Annotated in this window: 13 protein-coding genes; 11 read left to right on the forward strand and 2 right to left on the reverse strand. The window is 73.2% G+C overall.

From position 1 onward, the window contains the following. Window positions 1-258 precede the first annotated feature (258 nt). From ACZ6MA_RS17875 to ACZ6MA_RS17905, 7 genes are all read left to right on the forward strand, one after another. Window positions 259-2,568: a tetratricopeptide repeat protein gene (locus ACZ6MA_RS17875; RefSeq protein WP_469434740.1), complete on the forward strand. Its 2,310-nt coding sequence runs from the start codon at window positions 259-261 to the stop codon at window positions 2,566-2,568. 150 nt (window positions 2,569-2,718) lie between these two features. Continuing rightward, complete coding sequence (ald, locus tag ACZ6MA_RS17880) at window positions 2,719-3,834, forward strand: alanine dehydrogenase (RefSeq protein WP_469435177.1); 1,116 nt, start codon at window positions 2,719-2,721, stop codon at window positions 3,832-3,834. A gap of 342 nt (window positions 3,835-4,176) precedes the next feature. Further along, complete coding sequence (locus ACZ6MA_RS17885) at window positions 4,177-5,307, forward strand: ParA family protein (RefSeq protein ID WP_130877043.1); 1,131 nt, start codon at window positions 4,177-4,179, stop codon at window positions 5,305-5,307. Then, entirely contained in the window at window positions 5,292-5,858 is a 567-nt protein-coding gene (locus ACZ6MA_RS17890) for a hypothetical protein (protein ID WP_469434741.1), read from the forward strand. The genes ACZ6MA_RS17885 and ACZ6MA_RS17890 overlap by 16 nt, the downstream gene beginning before the upstream one ends. Before the next feature lie 136 nt (window positions 5,859-5,994). Beyond that, a complete protein-coding gene (locus ACZ6MA_RS17895; RefSeq protein ID WP_469434743.1) occupies window positions 5,995-6,945 on the forward strand; it encodes a segregation and condensation protein A in 951 nt (316 codons plus the stop codon). Further along, window positions 6,942-7,607, forward strand: a complete 666-nt coding sequence (gene scpB, locus ACZ6MA_RS17900) for an SMC-Scp complex subunit ScpB (protein ID WP_469434745.1) — start codon at window positions 6,942-6,944, stop codon at window positions 7,605-7,607. The genes ACZ6MA_RS17895 and scpB overlap by 4 nt, the downstream gene beginning before the upstream one ends. Beyond that, the gene (locus ACZ6MA_RS17905) at window positions 7,607-8,998 is read left to right on the forward strand and encodes a pseudouridine synthase (protein WP_469434746.1); all 1,392 of its coding nucleotides are present in this window, start codon (window positions 7,607-7,609) and stop codon (window positions 8,996-8,998) included. The genes scpB and ACZ6MA_RS17905 overlap by 1 nt, the downstream gene beginning before the upstream one ends. A 208-nt stretch (window positions 8,999-9,206) precedes the next feature. On the opposite strand, the gene ACZ6MA_RS17910 is transcribed toward ACZ6MA_RS17905, so the two are convergent. Both ACZ6MA_RS17910 and ACZ6MA_RS17915 read right to left on the reverse strand, forming a co-directional pair. Continuing rightward, on the reverse strand, window positions 9,207-9,941 hold the full coding sequence (locus ACZ6MA_RS17910; RefSeq protein WP_469434748.1) for a nucleotidyltransferase domain-containing protein: 735 nt from the start codon (window positions 9,939-9,941) through the stop codon (window positions 9,207-9,209). 52 nt (window positions 9,942-9,993) lie between these two features. Beyond that, complete coding sequence (locus tag ACZ6MA_RS17915; RefSeq protein ID WP_469434749.1) at window positions 9,994-10,356, reverse strand: DUF952 domain-containing protein; 363 nt, start codon at window positions 10,354-10,356, stop codon at window positions 9,994-9,996. A 168-nt stretch (window positions 10,357-10,524) separates the two neighbouring features. On the opposite strand from ACZ6MA_RS17915, the gene ACZ6MA_RS17920 reads away from it, so the two are divergent. From ACZ6MA_RS17920 to der, 4 genes are all read left to right on the forward strand, one after another. Next, window positions 10,525-11,610 carry a prephenate dehydrogenase gene (locus tag ACZ6MA_RS17920; protein ID WP_469434750.1) on the forward strand — a complete coding sequence of 362 codons (1,086 nt, stop codon included), beginning with the start codon at window positions 10,525-10,527 and terminating at the stop codon, window positions 11,608-11,610. A gap of 238 nt (window positions 11,611-11,848) precedes the next feature. After that, complete coding sequence (gene cmk, locus ACZ6MA_RS17925) at window positions 11,849-12,565, forward strand: (d)CMP kinase (RefSeq protein WP_469434751.1); 717 nt, start codon at window positions 11,849-11,851, stop codon at window positions 12,563-12,565. Beyond that, a complete protein-coding gene (locus tag ACZ6MA_RS17930) occupies window positions 12,562-13,230 on the forward strand; it encodes a lysophospholipid acyltransferase family protein (protein WP_469434753.1) in 669 nt (222 codons plus the stop codon). Before cmk ends, ACZ6MA_RS17930 begins: the two co-directional genes overlap by 4 nt. 55 nt (window positions 13,231-13,285) lie before the next feature. Next, window positions 13,286-14,746, forward strand: coding sequence for a ribosome biogenesis GTPase Der (der, locus tag ACZ6MA_RS17935; protein ID WP_469434754.1), 1,461 nt, complete (start codon window positions 13,286-13,288; stop codon window positions 14,744-14,746). Window positions 14,747-14,930: the final 184 nt, after the last annotated feature.

The raw sequence follows: 14,930 nt of genomic DNA on the forward strand, positions 1-14,930 counted from the left end.
TGACGGCGGGGCGCCCTGCGGGCGCGTCCTCAAACGCCGGACGGGCTTGTATCGAGCCCGTCCGGCGATTGAGGACACCGCCGCGCAGCGGTGGTGCGCAGGCGCGACCCCGTCGGACGATAAGGCCAACCGAATAGGTGATCTTCGGTGAGCCGAATCAGGCTTCCCCCGAGGTGTGGTGGGTGGTGAACTAGGCTCGACGCGTTCCCGCCGCGGCCGCGACGGGCTCGTGCGTGCAGGTGGACGGGAGTGGGCCCCGTGGCGGAGCAGGCGGTGGAGACCGGAGGAGTGGCGGCGGCTCCGCCCGAGCGGCGGCTGTCCGCCATGGGTACCGGGGTGAGAACCCGTCAGGTCCGCGCCGCGGAGGGCCGGTTCGTCGGCCGGGGGCGTGAGCTGAAGGCGCTGCGCGCCGACATCGTCCGCGCCGGGCTCGACACGCTCTCCGGCCGCAAGACCCCCCGCAGCCGGGTGCTGCTCATCGCCGGACGACCCGGCTCCGGACGTACCGCACTGGCCGAGGAGCTGGTGCGACGGCTGGCCGAGGACTACCCGGACGGGGTGGTGCGCGCCCGCCTCACCGGGGTCGACGGGGAGCCCGTCCCCACCGAGCGGACCGCCCGCGCCCTGCTCACCGCGCTCGGCGCGCCCGTACCGGCCGGGGCCGGGGAGGACGAGCTGACCGAGGCGCTGCGCGGTGCGCTGGACGGCCGCCGGGTCGTGCTGCTCTACGACGACGCGGCGGGCGCCGAGCAGGTGGACCCGCTGCTGCCGGACGAGTCGGAGTGCCTGGTCGTCGCCGTCTCCCGGGGCCCGCTGACGGGCGTCCCCGATGTGCGGCCCTGCACCCTCGGCGGCCTCGACGTGGCCGCCGCCGTGGACCTTCTGGAGTGGTACGCGGGCCCCACCCGGATCACCTGTGACCCGGTGGCCGCGGCCTGCGTCGTGGAGGAGTGCGGCGGCCAGCCCGCCGCCCTGGTGCTGGTCGGGGGCTGGCTCGCGGCCCGGCCGAAGATGTCGGTCGTCGACGTGGCCAAGCGGCTGCGGGAACTGGCGCCCGCCGCGGGCCACGAAGGGGTCGGCGGCCGGCCCCTGGGCCGGGCCTTCACGCTCGCCTACGCGTCGCTTCCGCAAACCCCCGCCCGGGTGCTGCGGCTGCTCGCCCTGGCCCCCGCCGGGCTCGTCGACGCCCACACCGCCTCGGCGCTGGCGGGCTGTTCGCTCTCCGCCGCCCAGGCCGCGCTGGAGGAATTCACCGAGCAGGGATTCCTGCGGGCCGAACCCGCCGAGGTGCCCGCCGTGACCACCGACCCGGGCGCAACGGGCGGCCCGGGCGGAACGGCCGCGGCGGTCCGGCCCTGTGATCCGCCGGCCCCGCAGTACCGGGTGCCGGGCTGTCTCGCGCCGATGCTGCGCGCCGCGCTGTACGAGCGGGAGCGGCCCGCCGAAGTGGAGCTGGCGCGGGCGCGGATGCTGGAGCGGACCGTCCGCCAGCTCCACTCCTGCCGGGCCATCACCGAAACGGGCGACGCCGCGACCCGCAAGAGGATCGCCGAACTGCCGCGCCCCTTGCGCTTTTCCACCCGGCAGGCCGCCGAGGAGTGGCTGCTGTCGCGGTTGCCGTCGCTGCTGGCGGCGGCCCGGCTGGCGGTCGAGGACGGCCGGCTCGACACGCTCGCCCGGCGGCTGGTCTCCGCTCTGACCCGTGCCCTGACGGCCCATCTGGGGGCCGAACGGGCGGCGCCCGAGCTCTACGGACTGCACCAACTGGTCCTCGACGTCGCACAGCGCTGCGCGATGCCCCTGGAGAAGGGCGCGGCGCTGCTGAACCTCGGTGACCTGGACGCCCGCGCCGGACGGACGACGGAGGCGCTGGACCGCTACCGGGAGGCGCTGGGGGCGGCACGCGAGTCGGGCGACCCGTACGCCATCAGCCGGTCGCTGGAGTCCATCGCCGCCGCGCACCAGGAACTCGGGGACTGGCAGCGCGCCGCCGACTGGTACCGGCGCGGGCTGGAACTGCGGCTGACGCGGGGTGAACTCGCCGACGAGGCGAGGCTCTACGGGCGGCTCGGCGCGGTGTACGCCTCCGGGGACGAGTGGGGCGACGCGCTGCGCAGCTGGCGCGCGGCGGCGGCCGCGTGCCGCCGGCTGCGGGACGTGCCCGGCCAGGCGCGGGCGCTCAGCGAGGCCGCCCGGGCGCAGGAGCACGCGGGTCGGCCGCAGGAGGCGTTGCGCACCTGCCTGGAGGCGGTGGAGTGCGCGGGGCAGGCGGGCGACACGCGGTTGCGGGCGGCGCTCCGGCTGCGGCTGGCGGACACCCTGGAGCGCCTCGGCGACCGGGCGGCCGCCGAGGCGCACCGCGCCGAGGCCGGGCGGCTGCTCGACGCGGCCCCCGCCGGCACCGGCGCGGCCGAGCCGGAAGGAGCCGGTGACCCGCGGACCGGCGCGGCCGGGGAGCGGATAGCCGGGGGCGGTGGGATCTCCGGCTCCGCCGGAACCACGGCTTCGAAGGCACCCAAGGGCCGGAAGGAACAGCAGGCCCCCCAGGGCAGCCTAAGAAATCAGTAGTGGTTCGCGAAAAGATTGACCCTTTACAAGGCTAGACAGCGCGAGATCCTTCATTAGACTGGTCGGGCCGCGATCGACGCGGTCTGCTCTGGTATGCCCCCGCATATCCGGATTAGCCTGTCATTATCTGATTCAAGGACCGTGATCGACGTGAAGGTCGGCATCCCCCGCGAGGTCAAGAACAACGAGTTCCGCGTGGCCATCACGCCCGCCGGCGTGCATGAGCTGGTGCGTAACGGCCACCAGGTCTACGTGGAGCAGAACGCCGGTGTGGGCTCCTCCATCACCGACGCCGAGTACGTCTCCGCCGGGGCGAACATCCTGGAGACGGCCGACGAGGTCTGGGAGACCGCCGACCTGCTGCTGAAGGTCAAGGAGCCGATCGCCGAGGAGTACCACCGCCTCCGCAAGGAGCAGACGCTCTTCACCTACCTGCACCTCGCCGCCTCCCGCGAGTGCACGGACGCGCTGCTGGAGTCCGGCACCACCGCCATCGCGTACGAGACGGTGGAGACCGCGACCCGCGCGCTGCCGCTGCTCGCCCCCATGTCCGAGGTCGCGGGCCGGCTGGCCCCGCAGGTCGGCGCCTACCACCTGATGCGCTCGGCCGGCGGCCGCGGCGTGCTCCCGGGCGGCGTCCCCGGCACCTCGGCGGGCAAGGCCGTCGTCATCGGCGGCGGCGTCTCCGGCTGGAACGCGGCCCAGATCGCCATCGGCATGGGCTTCCACGTCACCCTGCTCGACCGTGACATCAACAAGCTCCGCGAGGCCGACAAGATCTTCGGCACGAAGATCCAGACGATCGTCTCCAACGCCTTCGAGCTGGAGAAGGCCGTCGTCGAGGCCGACCTCGTCATCGGCGCCGTCCTCATCCCGGGCGCCAAGGCCCCGAAGCTGGTCACCAACGAGCTCGTCGCCAAGATGAAGCCCGGAAGTGTCCTTGTCGACATCGCGATCGACCAGGGCGGCTGCTTCGAGGACTCCCGTCCCACCACCCACGCCGAGCCGACCTTCGAGGTCCACGACTCCGTCTTCTACTGCGTCGCCAACATGCCGGGCGCGGTGCCGCACACCTCCACCTACGCGCTGACCAACGCCACGCTGCCCTACATCGTGGAGCTGGCGAACCGCGGCTGGCGCGAGGCGCTGCGCCGGGACGCCGCGCTCGCCAAGGGCCTCAACACCCACGAGGGACAGGTCGTTTACGGCCCCGTCGCCGAGGCGCACGGCCTGCCGCAGGTCGAACTGAGCACGCTTCTCGGCTGACTTCTCCGCTGAATCCCGGTGCGTCGTCAACGCGACACACCAAGAGCGCGCACCCGGCCGGGCCTTGCTGAGCAAGGCCCGGCCGGGGCGTTTTCGCATCGGCGCGCCCGCCCGTGAAAGTTCCGGGTTATGGGCCGTACACCCTTGACAGAAGGCTGTTCGATTGCCGACACATCGCGCTGTCTCCGGCGGATTGTGTTGCTGCGAACCGCCGACACGCCATAGAGTCGCAGACCGTCGGCATGGTGCCACGCTGACCTATCTAGATGTTTCCTGGTCACCAAGGAGGTAGGACGACTTGTGAATGAGTCGACATTTGCTCCCGGGGGTGGTCACCCAGGAATGTCTGCGCAGGGCCAGAGTCCCGTGGGGCTCGAAGCTGTCGGCTCCGTCGCTGTCCACACCTTCGCAGCCCGCCACCACATCCAGAGCACGACGACGACAGCCCACCAAAGCATGGACGGCCATCACGTGAACGCCATGGCCGGCGACCGCGGCGGCAGAGACTCCGCCCCTCTCGCCGACTACGAGGACGTGCCCGAGGGGCACTTTTACGACCCCGACGCGGAGTACGAGCCCGATCCCGAATACGCGGCCACCCTCGCGCCCGACGCCGCCCGTCAACGCCGTGAACGCATCGGCCCCACCGGACGGCCGCTGCCCTACTTCCCGATCCCGGGGCCGCTGACCGACCACGGCCCCGCGAAGATCATCGCGATGTGCAACCAGAAGGGCGGGGTCGGCAAGACCACCTCGACCATCAACCTGGGCGCCGCGCTCGCGGAGTACGGACGCCGGGTGCTGCTCGTCGACTTCGACCCGCAGGGCGCCCTCTCCGTCGGCCTCGGCGTCAATCCGATGGAGCTGGACCTGACGGTCTACAACCTGCTCATGGAGCGGGGCATGCAGGCCGACGAGGTGCTGCTGAAGACGGCCGTGCCCAACATGGACCTGCTGCCCAGCAACATCGACCTGTCGGCGGCCGAGGTCCAGCTCGTCAGCGAGGTGGCCCGCGAGTCCACCCTGCAGCGGGCGCTCAAGCCGCTGATGGCCGACTACGACTACATCGTCATCGACTGCCAGCCCTCGCTCGGTCTGCTCACCGTCAACGCCCTGACGGCGGCTCACAAGGTGATCGTGCCCCTGGAGTGCGAATTCTTCGCGCTGCGCGGGGTGGCCCTGCTCACCGAGACGATCGAGAAGGTCCAGGAGCGGCTCAACCCCGAGCTGGAGCTGGACGGCATCCTCGCCACCATGTACGACTCGCGGACCGTGCACAGCCGCGAGGTCCTCGCGCGCGTCGTCGAGGCGTTCGACGATCACGTTTACCACACCGTCATCGGCCGTACGGTGCGCTTCCCCGAGACCACGGTCGCGGGCGAGCCCATCACCACGTACGCGTCGAACTCCGTGGGTGCCGCCGCCTACCGCCAGCTCGCCAGGGAGGTGCTCGCCCGGTGTCACGCCGAGTGAGTCTGCCCGGCGCCGACGAACTGTTCCGCACCACCGGGGGGATGGGACTGCAGTCCTCCTCCCCCCGCCGGCAGGCGAGCGGCGAGGCGCCCCCGCGGGTCCCCGGCCAGGCCGCCGAATCCGACTCCGCGCCCGAACAGGGCGCCGGGGCCAACCCGGACGGACACGAGCGCGGTGGCCGCGGCGGAGCCGGTACCGACCGGGAGCAGCCCGACGGGCGGCGCTCCGCCGCCGCGGACCGGGACCGCCCCACGGGCGCCCGGCCGGCGGCCGCGCAGAGCGAACCCGCCGCGGCCGCCCAGGACCGCCGCCGGGGCCGGGGAGCGGGCCGCCGGCCCAGCGGCCGGGAACGGCACGACGAGAAGATCACGGTCTATGTCTCCGCCGAGGAGCTGATGGACCTCGAACACGCCCGGCTGGTGCTGCGCGGCGAGCACGGCCTCGCGGTCGACCGCGGCCGGATCGTGCGGGAGGCCGTCGCGGTCGTCCTCGCCGATCTCGAGTCGCGCGGCGACGCGAGCATTCTCGTACGGCGGCTGCGCGGGCGCTGAGCGGGTACGCCCCGATAGCCTGGCCAGCCCCGCCCGGGACGGCCCGTACCGCCTCCGTGGGCCCGCACCCCCGCGTGCCGGGCTCCCGCGCCCGGTCCGTCAGGGCCGCCCCCCCCAGCACCATGGACCCCGATCGATGCCGACACACCCGCCCGCCCGCCGAGCCCTCGGCCACGGCGCGGCCCGGACGCCGCAGGAACCGCGCCGGGAACCACGGGCACCGCAGCCACCGGCCGACGCCGCGGGCGAGGACGGCACCGCCCCCGCCGACGCCCGCTTCACCGTCCGGCTCGACAACTTCGAAGGCCCCTTCGACCTGCTGCTCCAGCTGATCGCCAAGCACAAGCTGGACGTCACCGAGGTCGCCCTGTCGAAGGTCACCGACGAGTTCATGGCACACCTGCGGGCCATGGGGCCCGACTGGGATCTGGACCAGACCACCGAGTTCCTCGTCGTCGCGGCGACCCTCCTGGACCTCAAGGCGGCCCGGCTGCTGCCCGTCGCCCAGGTCGAGGACGAGGCGGACCTCGCCCTGCTGGAGGCCAGGGACCTGCTCTTCGCCCGGCTCCTGCAGTACCGGGCGTACAAGCGCATCGCCGAGATCTTCAGCGGACGGCTGGCGGCGGAGGCCCGCAGGTACCCCCGCACCGTCGGCCTGGAGCCGCACCACGCCGAGCTGCTTCCCGAGGTCGTCCTCGGCATCGGCGCGCACGGCCTCGCCGAACTCGCCGCGAAGGCCATGCGGCCCAGGCCGCGGCCCGAGGTGTACGTCGACCACATCCACGCGCCGCTGGTCAGCGTCCGCGAGCAGGCCGAGGTCGTGATGGCCCGGCTGCGGGACGCGGGCGAGGCCAGCTTCGGGCAGCTCACCGCCGACGCCCCCGACACCCTGACGGTCGTGGCACGCTTCCTGGCGCTGCTGGAGCTCTACCGCGAGCGGGTGGTCGTCCTGGACCAGGAACAGGCGCTGGGCGCCCTGACGGTCCGCTGGACGGGCGCGGCGGACGCCCGGCCGGTGGTGACGGACGAGTTCGACCGCGAGCCGGGCGAGGACCCCGGAGAAGGCCCGCAGGAGGAGACGGCATGAGCGAGGCGGCACACGGACCCCAGGACGCCCCCGCCGGGGCCCGGCCGGCGGAGGTCGCGGACCTGCCCCTGGGGCCCGCCCTGGAGGCGATCTTGATGGTCGTCGACGAGCCGGCCACCGAGGAACACCTCGCCGGGATCCTGCGGCGGCCCCGCCGCGAGGTCGCGCGGGCGCTGGGCGAGCTGTCCGCGGAATACACCGCTCAGGGCCGTGGGTTCGACCTGCGGATGGTGGCCGGCGGCTGGCGCTTCTTCACCCGCCCCGAGTACGCCGACGCCGTCGAGTGCTTCGTCCTGGACGGCCAGCAGGCCCGGCTGACCCAGGCCGCGCTGGAGACCCTGGCCGTGGTCGCGTACCGTCAACCGGTCAGCCGATCGAGGGTCTCCGCCGTACGTGGGGTGAACTGCGACGGCGTGATGCGCACCCTCCTCCAGCGGGGTCTGGTGGAGGAGACGGGGACGGAACCCGAAACAGGTGCGATCCTGTACAGGACGACGAATTACTTTCTGGAGCGAATGGGCCTGCGTGGCCTGGACGAGCTCCCGGAGCTAGCGCCCTTCCTCCCCGAGGCGGAAGCGATCGAGGGCGACACTCAGGAAGGTGTGCCGTCGTTCGATCCGGACGCACCGGACACCGACGCAGACGACAAGACGGAACTTTGATGCGAAGCAGCGGCAGGAACAGCGGAAGCGGCAACCGGGACGACCGGGGCGCACGAGGCGGGGCTCCCCGGCCGGCGTCCGGGGGCGGACGCTCCGGCGGCGGGCGTCCCGACGGCGGGCGCGGCGGGGCCGGGCGCTCCGACGGCGGCCGTTCCGGCGGCCGCCCCGAGAGCGGCCGCTCCGGCGGCGGCTACGGCGGTGGGCGTTCCGGCGGCGGCCGTCCCGAGGGTGGCCGCTCCGGCGGCTTCGGCGGCGGACGCCCGGACGGCGGCCGTTCCGAAGGCGGTCGCTACGACGGCGGCCGCTCCGGCGGTCAGCGTGACGACCGGCAGCGCGACGACCGGCCGCAGGAGCGGCCGCGCCGTCCCCGCCCCGAGGAGCGCCGCTACGACGTCGGTCCCGACGCCGAGCGCACCCGCGGCGGTGCCAACAGTGGCCGCACCAGCGGTCCCACCAGCAGCGGCCGCGGCGCGGCCGCCCGCGGTGGCGCCAAGGGCGGTCCCCGCCGCAGCTCCACGGCCGGCGCCGGCGGCCGGACCAGCGGGCCCGCCCGCGGTCACTCCGTCCCGGCCCGCCCGCGCGAACTCGACGCCAAGATCGAGGAGCGCAACCGGGAGCGGCACAACAAGCCGCAGGTCAAGACCCCCAAGACGTTCCCCGGTGCCGAGCAGGAGGGCGAGCGTCTGCAGAAGGTCCTCGCCCGCGCCGGCATGGGCTCCCGACGTGCCTGCGAGGAGCTCATCGAGCAGTCCCGCGTCGAGGTCAACGGCGAGATCGTGATCGAGCAGGGCCTGCGCGTGGACCCGGAGAAGGACGAGATCAAGGTCGACGGCCTGACCGTCGCCACCCAGTCCTACCTGTTCTTCGCGCTCAACAAGCCGGCCGGTGTCGTCTCCACCATGGAGGACCCCGACGGCCGTCAGTGCCTCGGCGACTACGTCACCAACCGCGAGACCCGGCTCTTCCACGTCGGCCGTCTCGACACGGAGACCGAGGGCATCATCCTGCTCACCAACCACGGTGAGCTGGCCCACCGCCTGACCCACCCGAAGTACGGCGTCCAGAAGACCTACCTCGCCGCCATCACCGGCCCGCTGCCGCGTGACATCGGCAAGCAGCTCAAGAGCGGCATCCAGCTGGAGGACGGCTGGGCCCGCGCCGACAACTTCCGGGTCATCCAGCAGACCGGCAAGAACTACCTGGTCGAGGTCACCCTCCACGAGGGCCGCAAGCACATCGTGCGCCGCATGCTCGCCGAGGCGGGCTTCCCGGTGGAGAAGCTGGTCCGCACCAGCTTCGGCCCGATCCCGCTCGGCGACCAGAAGTCCGGCTGGCTGCGCCGCCTGACCAACACCGAGGTCGGCATGCTCATGCGCGAGGTCGATCTTTAGGCCTGGCGGCTCTGCGATTGCCGGACGGGCTGGTGTGCTCTGTCCTCAATCGCCGGACGGGCTGCTGTGCTCTGTCCTCAATCGCCGGACGGGCTTGATTTCAAGCCCGTCCGGCGATTGAGGACGCGCCCGCAGGGCGCCATGCCGCCGCAGGCGGCACCACCGGCCGGTAGCCGACGAACCGCCGGAGGCCGCCGCAGAGCGGTGGTCAACCACCGGTACCGACCGACGCGCGGCGGACGCGGACGAGGAAGTCCTCGACGCGGGCGCGATCCGGTTCCGGTGGCAGAGGGGTGCGGACCAGAGCCGCTTCGGTCTCGGTGCGTAGCCGGTCCATCCAGGCCGTGATCTCCGGCCACCCCACCTCCCCGCGCCTGACGGCCAGCAGCCGTTCGCGGTCCTCGCCCACGTCGAGGGTCAGCACACCCGTGCGCAGCAGATCGCGCCCGCTGGTCAGCAGCCGCAGCAGATGCATGGCGTGCTTCCAGCGGGGCGCGCCGTGGGCGCGCAGATCGGCGTCGAGCTTGCGGCGCTGAGCGCCGGCGTAGCCGGTGAACGACTGGTGGGCCCGGCGGGAGAGGAACGCCTCCCGCAGCGACAGCAGCTCGCGGCCGGTGTCGTCGACGTGTTCGACGAGCGGCGAGTGCAGGCACTCCAGGACATTGGGGTTGGCGCGCAGCGCCAGCTCGCAGAACCGCTCCAGCTCCCAGGAGAACTGCTCCTCGGCCGGCCCGTCGACATGCGTCGGCGGCTTGTCGAAGCGCCAGAAGAGCGGCGCGGGCGCGGCGTATACCCCGCGCCGGTCGGTGTCGCTGGCCGCCGTCGCCAGCCCGAAGGCGCGTGAGCCCATCACACAGGCGTAGACCGTGTGCCGGGCGACCAGCCGGTGCCCTTCCGCGACGGACGGGTCGGCGGGGGCCGGGGCTTCGGGGGAGGGGCGCATGGCCGCGATTGTTTCCCGGCCGGGCCCCGCGTGTCACCGTGATTTCGGCGGTCTACGACCACACGTCCAGGCCCAGCGCCCGGCCCTCCTCGTCGCGCCGGACCTCCATCATCCCCTCGACCGCGTCGCGGCTGATCCGGCCGTACACGTGCGGGAAGAGTGTCCGCGCGGGCACCCCGGGCGGCGGCGCCGGGTCCGCCGCCTCCCAGCGGACCATGACGTCCAGCTTGTGTTCGTCGATCAGCAGCACCATCAGCGGGCCGGGCGTCTCGCGGTAGAAGGCCGATGCCACGGCGAGCGTCGTCTCCTCGTCCGGGGAACAGTGCACGAAGCCGTCGGTCGCCAGTGAGGCGGGGGAGTACGGGCGGTCGGGCACGGCCAGCCAGTCGTCCAGGGGAACCAAGTGGAAGATCATGGACACGTTCTACCCGACGCGGGCGCGCCCGTCCCGGAGGGCGGTCACCGGGAACGGGCCGCCGCACGGCTGGCTAGGGTGGGCGGACACCAGTGATCCACGGATGAACCACGTACCACCCGCGCGAACGCACACCGCCGCGGCCGCCCTCCGCAAGGACATCGACCAGTGAGAACCGCCCTCGTCATCGGCACCGGACTGATCGGCACCTCCGCCGCGCTCGCCCTCGCGGGCCGCGGGGTCCGGGTGCACCTCATGGACCACGACCCCGGCCAGGCCCGGACGGCCGCCGCCCTCGGCGCCGGCACGGACGAGGCACCGGAGGGGCCCGTCGACCTCGTCATCGCGGCCGTACCGCCCGCATACGTCGCGCACACCCTCGCCGAGGCGATCCGGGGCGGGCTCGCCCGCGGTTACCTCGACGTGGCCAGCGTCAAGGGCGGTCCGCGCCGCGAACTGGAGGCGCTCGGCTGCGACCTCACGGGCTACCTCGGCACGCACCCGATGGCCGGCCGCGAGCGGTCGGGCCCGCTGGCGGCCACCGCGGACCTCTTCGAGGGCCGCCCCTGGGTGCTCACCCCCACCCGGGACACCGACACCGAGGTCCTCAACCTCGCCCTGGAACTCGTCGCCCTGTGCCGTGCCGTGCCCGTCGTCATGGACGCCGACGCCCACGACCGGGCCGTCGCGCTCGTCTCGCACACCCCGCAGCTGCTCTCCAGCATGGTCGCGGCCCGGCTGCGGGACGCCGACGAGACGGCCGTGCGCCTGTGCGGGCAGGGCATCCGCGATGTGACCCGGATCGCGGCCTCCGACCCCCGGATGTGGATCGACATCCTCTCCGCCAACCCCGGCCCGGTCGCCGACGTCCTCGCCGCCGTCGCCGGTGACCTCGACGAGACGGTACGGGCCCTGCGCGCCCTGCAGTCCGCCGACGGGGACAAGCGCGACGAGGGTGCCGCCGGCATCGAGGACGTCCTGCGGCGCGGCAACGCGGGCCGTTCCCGGGTCCCCGGCAAGCACGGCGCGGCCCCGGCCGCGTACGAGACGGTGACCGTGCTCATCGGCGACCAGCCGGGCGAGCTGGCCCGGATCTTCGCGGACGCGGGCCGCGAGGGGGTCAACATCGAAGACGTCCGGATCGAGCACGCCACCGGTCAGCAGGCGGGCCTGATCCAGCTGATGGTCGAGCCGAGCACGGCCGCGGGCCTCACCGCGGCGCTGCGCGAGCGGGGCTGGTCGATCCGGCAGTAGGGGCGGGCGCGTCCTCAAGCGCCGGACGGGCTGAAATCAGCCCGTCCGGCGCTTGAGGACAGAGCACAGCAGCCCGTCCGGCGATTGAGGACACCGCCGCGCAGCGGTGGTGCGCCCCGGCCCTGGCGCGGGCCGCAGGCCATCGGCTGCGCGGGGCGGTCCGGCGAGCCAGTAACCTTGAGCGGAGGCTCTCTCGGGCCCGTACCGCAAAAATTTTCCCGCCCCGTGCTTGAGGAAGGTGTCTGACACCGTGGAAACCGCCGCCCGGACCGCACCGGCAGCAGTGATTGTCGGCATCGACGGCCCCTCCGGCACGGGCAAGTCCAGCACCTCCAAGGCCGTGGCCGCCAAGCTCGGGCTGCGCTACCTGGACACCGGAGCCCAGTACCGGGCGATCACCTGGTGGATGCTGAACAACGGCATCGACGTGAACGACGCCGAAGCCGTCGCCGACGCCGCCGGCAAGCCCGAGATCGTCTCCGGCACCGACCCGTCGGCGCCGACGATCACCGTCGACGGGGCCGACGCGGCCGCGCCCATCCGTACCCAGGCGGTCACCGCGGCGGTCAGCGCCGTCAGCGCGGTGCCCGAGGTGCGGACCCGGCTGACCGAGCTGCAGCGGGCGATCGCCGCCGAGGCGCCGCACGGCATCGTGGTCGAGGGCCGCGACGTCGGCACCACCGTGCTGCCGGACGCCGATCTCAAGATCTTCCTCACCGCCTCCGCCGAGGCCCGTGCCGCCCGCCGCAGCGGCGAGCTGAAGGGCAAGGAGGCCGCCGACCTGGCCGCCACCCAGGCCGCCCTGATCAAGCGGGACGCCGCCGACTCGGGGCGCAAGACCTCGCCGCTGGCGAAGGCGGCCGACGCCGTCGAGGTGGACACCACCGAGCTGACTCTCGACCAGGTCATCGAGTGCGTCGTCACCCTCGTTGAGGAGAAGCGGGCGGGCGTGTGACGGAACGGGTGACGGGCTCCGAGCCCGGTGCCGCCGTCGGCCGGCGGATCGGCATCGGGCTCATGTACGGGCTGTGGAAGCCGCGTGTGCTGGGCGCCTGGCGGGTGCCCGCCGCGGGGCCCGTGGTGCTGGCCGTCAACCACTCCCACAACATCGACGGGCCGATGGTGATGGGCACCGCGCCCCGGCCCGTGCACTTCCTGATCAAGCGGGAGGCGTTCGTCGGCCCGCTGGACCCGTTCCTGCGCGGGATCGGCCAGCTGAAGGTGGACCGTACGACAGCCGACCGGGCCGCGATCACCGACGCGCTGGGCGTGCTGGAGCGCGGCGGGGTGCTGGGGATCTTCCCCGAGGGCACCCGGGGCGAGGGCGACTTCGCGTCGCTGCGCGCCGGGCTGGCCTATTTCGCGGTGCGGTCCGGGGCGCCGATCGTGCCGGTCGCGGTGCTGGGCAGCGCCGAGCGGCGGGGCCGGGCGATACCGGGCCTGCCGCCGCTGCGCAGTCGCGTCGACGTGGTCTTCGGTGACCCCTTCGAGGCGGGCGACGGCAGCGGCAGGCGCACCCGCGCGGCGCTGGACGCGGCGACGACCCGCATCCAGGGGCGGCTCGCCGCACACCTGGCGGACGCCAAGCGGCTGACCGGCCGCGGCAACGACAAGACTTGAGTAGCGGGACCGCACGGGCGGTGCCGCCGATGACGAAGAACGAGGAACGGACTTCATGAACGACCAGATCCACTCCGGCGACGAGCACGGTGAGCTTGGCGACGCCGAGTACGCGGAGTTCATGGAGCTCGCGGCGCAGGAAGGCTTCGACCCGGAGGACATCGAGGGCGAACTCGCCGCCGCCGGGCACGGGCCGCTGCCCAGGCTCGCCGTGGTCGGCCGCCCCAACGTCGGCAAGTCGACGCTGGTGAACCGCATCATCGGCCGCCGTGAGGCCGTCGTCCAGGACAAGCCCGGTGTCACCCGTGACCGGGTGACGTACGAGGCCGAATGGGCCGGCCGCCGCTTCAAGGTCGTCGACACCGGCGGCTGGGAGCAGGACGTGCTGGGCCTCGACGCCTCCGTCGCCGCCCAGGCCGAGTTCGCCATCGAGGCCGCCGACGCGGTGGTCTTCGTCGTGGACGCCACGGTCGGCGCGACCGACACCGACGAGGCCGTCGTCAAGCTGCTGCGCCGGGCCGGCAAGCCCGTCGTGCTCTGCGCCAACAAGGTCGACGGCCCGTCCGCCGAGGCCGACGCCGCGATGCTGTGGTCGCTGGGTCTCGGCGAGCCGCACCCGGTCTCCGCCCTGCACGGCCGTGGCACCGGCGACATGCTGGACGCCGTCCTGGAGGCGCTGCCCGAGGCCCCGGCCCAGACCTTCGGCACCACGGTCGGCGGCCCCCGCCGGATCGCCCTGATCGGCCGCCCGAACGTCGGCAAGTCCTCCCTGCTGAACAAGGTGGCGGGCGAGGAGCGGGTCGTCGTCAACGAGCTGGCCGGCACCACCCGCGACCCGGTCGACGAGCTGATCGAGCTGGGCGGCGTGACCTGGAAGTTCGTGGACACCGCCGGCATCCGCCGCCGCGTCCACCTCCAGGAGGGCGCGGACTACTACGCCTCGCTGCGTACCGCGGCCGCCGTGGAGAAGGCCGAGGTCGCGGTCATCCTGATCGACGCGAGCGAATCCATCAGCGTCCAGGACCAGCGGATCATCACGATGGCCGTCGACGCCGGCCGGGCGATGGTCGTGGCGTTCAACAAGTGGGACACGCTCGACGAGGAGCGCCGCTACTACCTCGAGCGCGAGATCGAGACCGAGCTGGGGCAGATCCAGTGGGCCCCGCGGGTCAACGTCTCGGCCGTGACCGGCCGCCACATGGAGAAGCTCGTCCCGGCGATCGAGACCGCCCTGGCCGGGTGGGAGACGCGCATCCCGACCGGGCGGCTCAACGCCTTCCTCGGTGAGATCGTCGCCTCGCACCCGCACCCGATCCGGGGCGGCAAGCAGCCCCGCATCCTCTTCGGCACCCAGGCGGGCACCCGCCCGCCGCGGTTCGTCCTCTTCGCCTCCGGCTTCCTGGAGGCCGGCTACCGCCGCTTCGTCGAGCGCCGCCTGCGCGAGGAGTTCGGCTTCGAAGGCACGCCCATCCACATCTCCGTGCGGGTGCGCGAGAAGCGCGGCCGCAACAAGTAATCGCGACACATAGTCGCGACACGTAGCGGGAGCCGGTGCGCGGTCTCGGTCAGAAGCCGCGCATCCGGTTGTCGCGTGGAGCGGGCGGCAGCGGGGGGGGGGGGGGGGGGAGGGCCCCGTCCTTCCCTCGCGGACCCCAAAAAAGCAAGGGAACCCAATACCCTAGGCGAAAAAAACGACCCAG

It is taken from the genome of Streptomyces sp. NPDC042259 (genome assembly GCF_055582085.1).

Coding starts and splice junctions, on each gene's coding strand:
- scpB (WP_469434745.1), top strand. CDS start 6,942: ATGAGCGAGGCGGCACACGGACCCCAGGACGCCCCCGCCGGGGCCCGG.
- der (WP_469434754.1), top strand. CDS start 13,286: ATGAACGACCAGATCCACTCCGGCGACGAGCACGGTGAGCTTGGCGAC.
- ACZ6MA_RS17895 (WP_469434743.1), top strand. CDS start 5,995: ATGCCGACACACCCGCCCGCCCGCCGAGCCCTCGGCCACGGCGCGGCC.
- ACZ6MA_RS17885 (WP_130877043.1), top strand. CDS start 4,177: ATGTCTGCGCAGGGCCAGAGTCCCGTGGGGCTCGAAGCTGTCGGCTCC.
- ACZ6MA_RS17915 (WP_469434749.1), bottom strand. CDS start 10,356: ATGATCTTCCACTTGGTTCCCCTGGACGACTGGCTGGCCGTGCCCGAC.
- ACZ6MA_RS17910 (WP_469434748.1), bottom strand. CDS start 9,941: ATGCGCCCCTCCCCCGAAGCCCCGGCCCCCGCCGACCCGTCCGTCGCG.
- ACZ6MA_RS17905 (WP_469434746.1), top strand. CDS start 7,607: ATGCGAAGCAGCGGCAGGAACAGCGGAAGCGGCAACCGGGACGACCGG.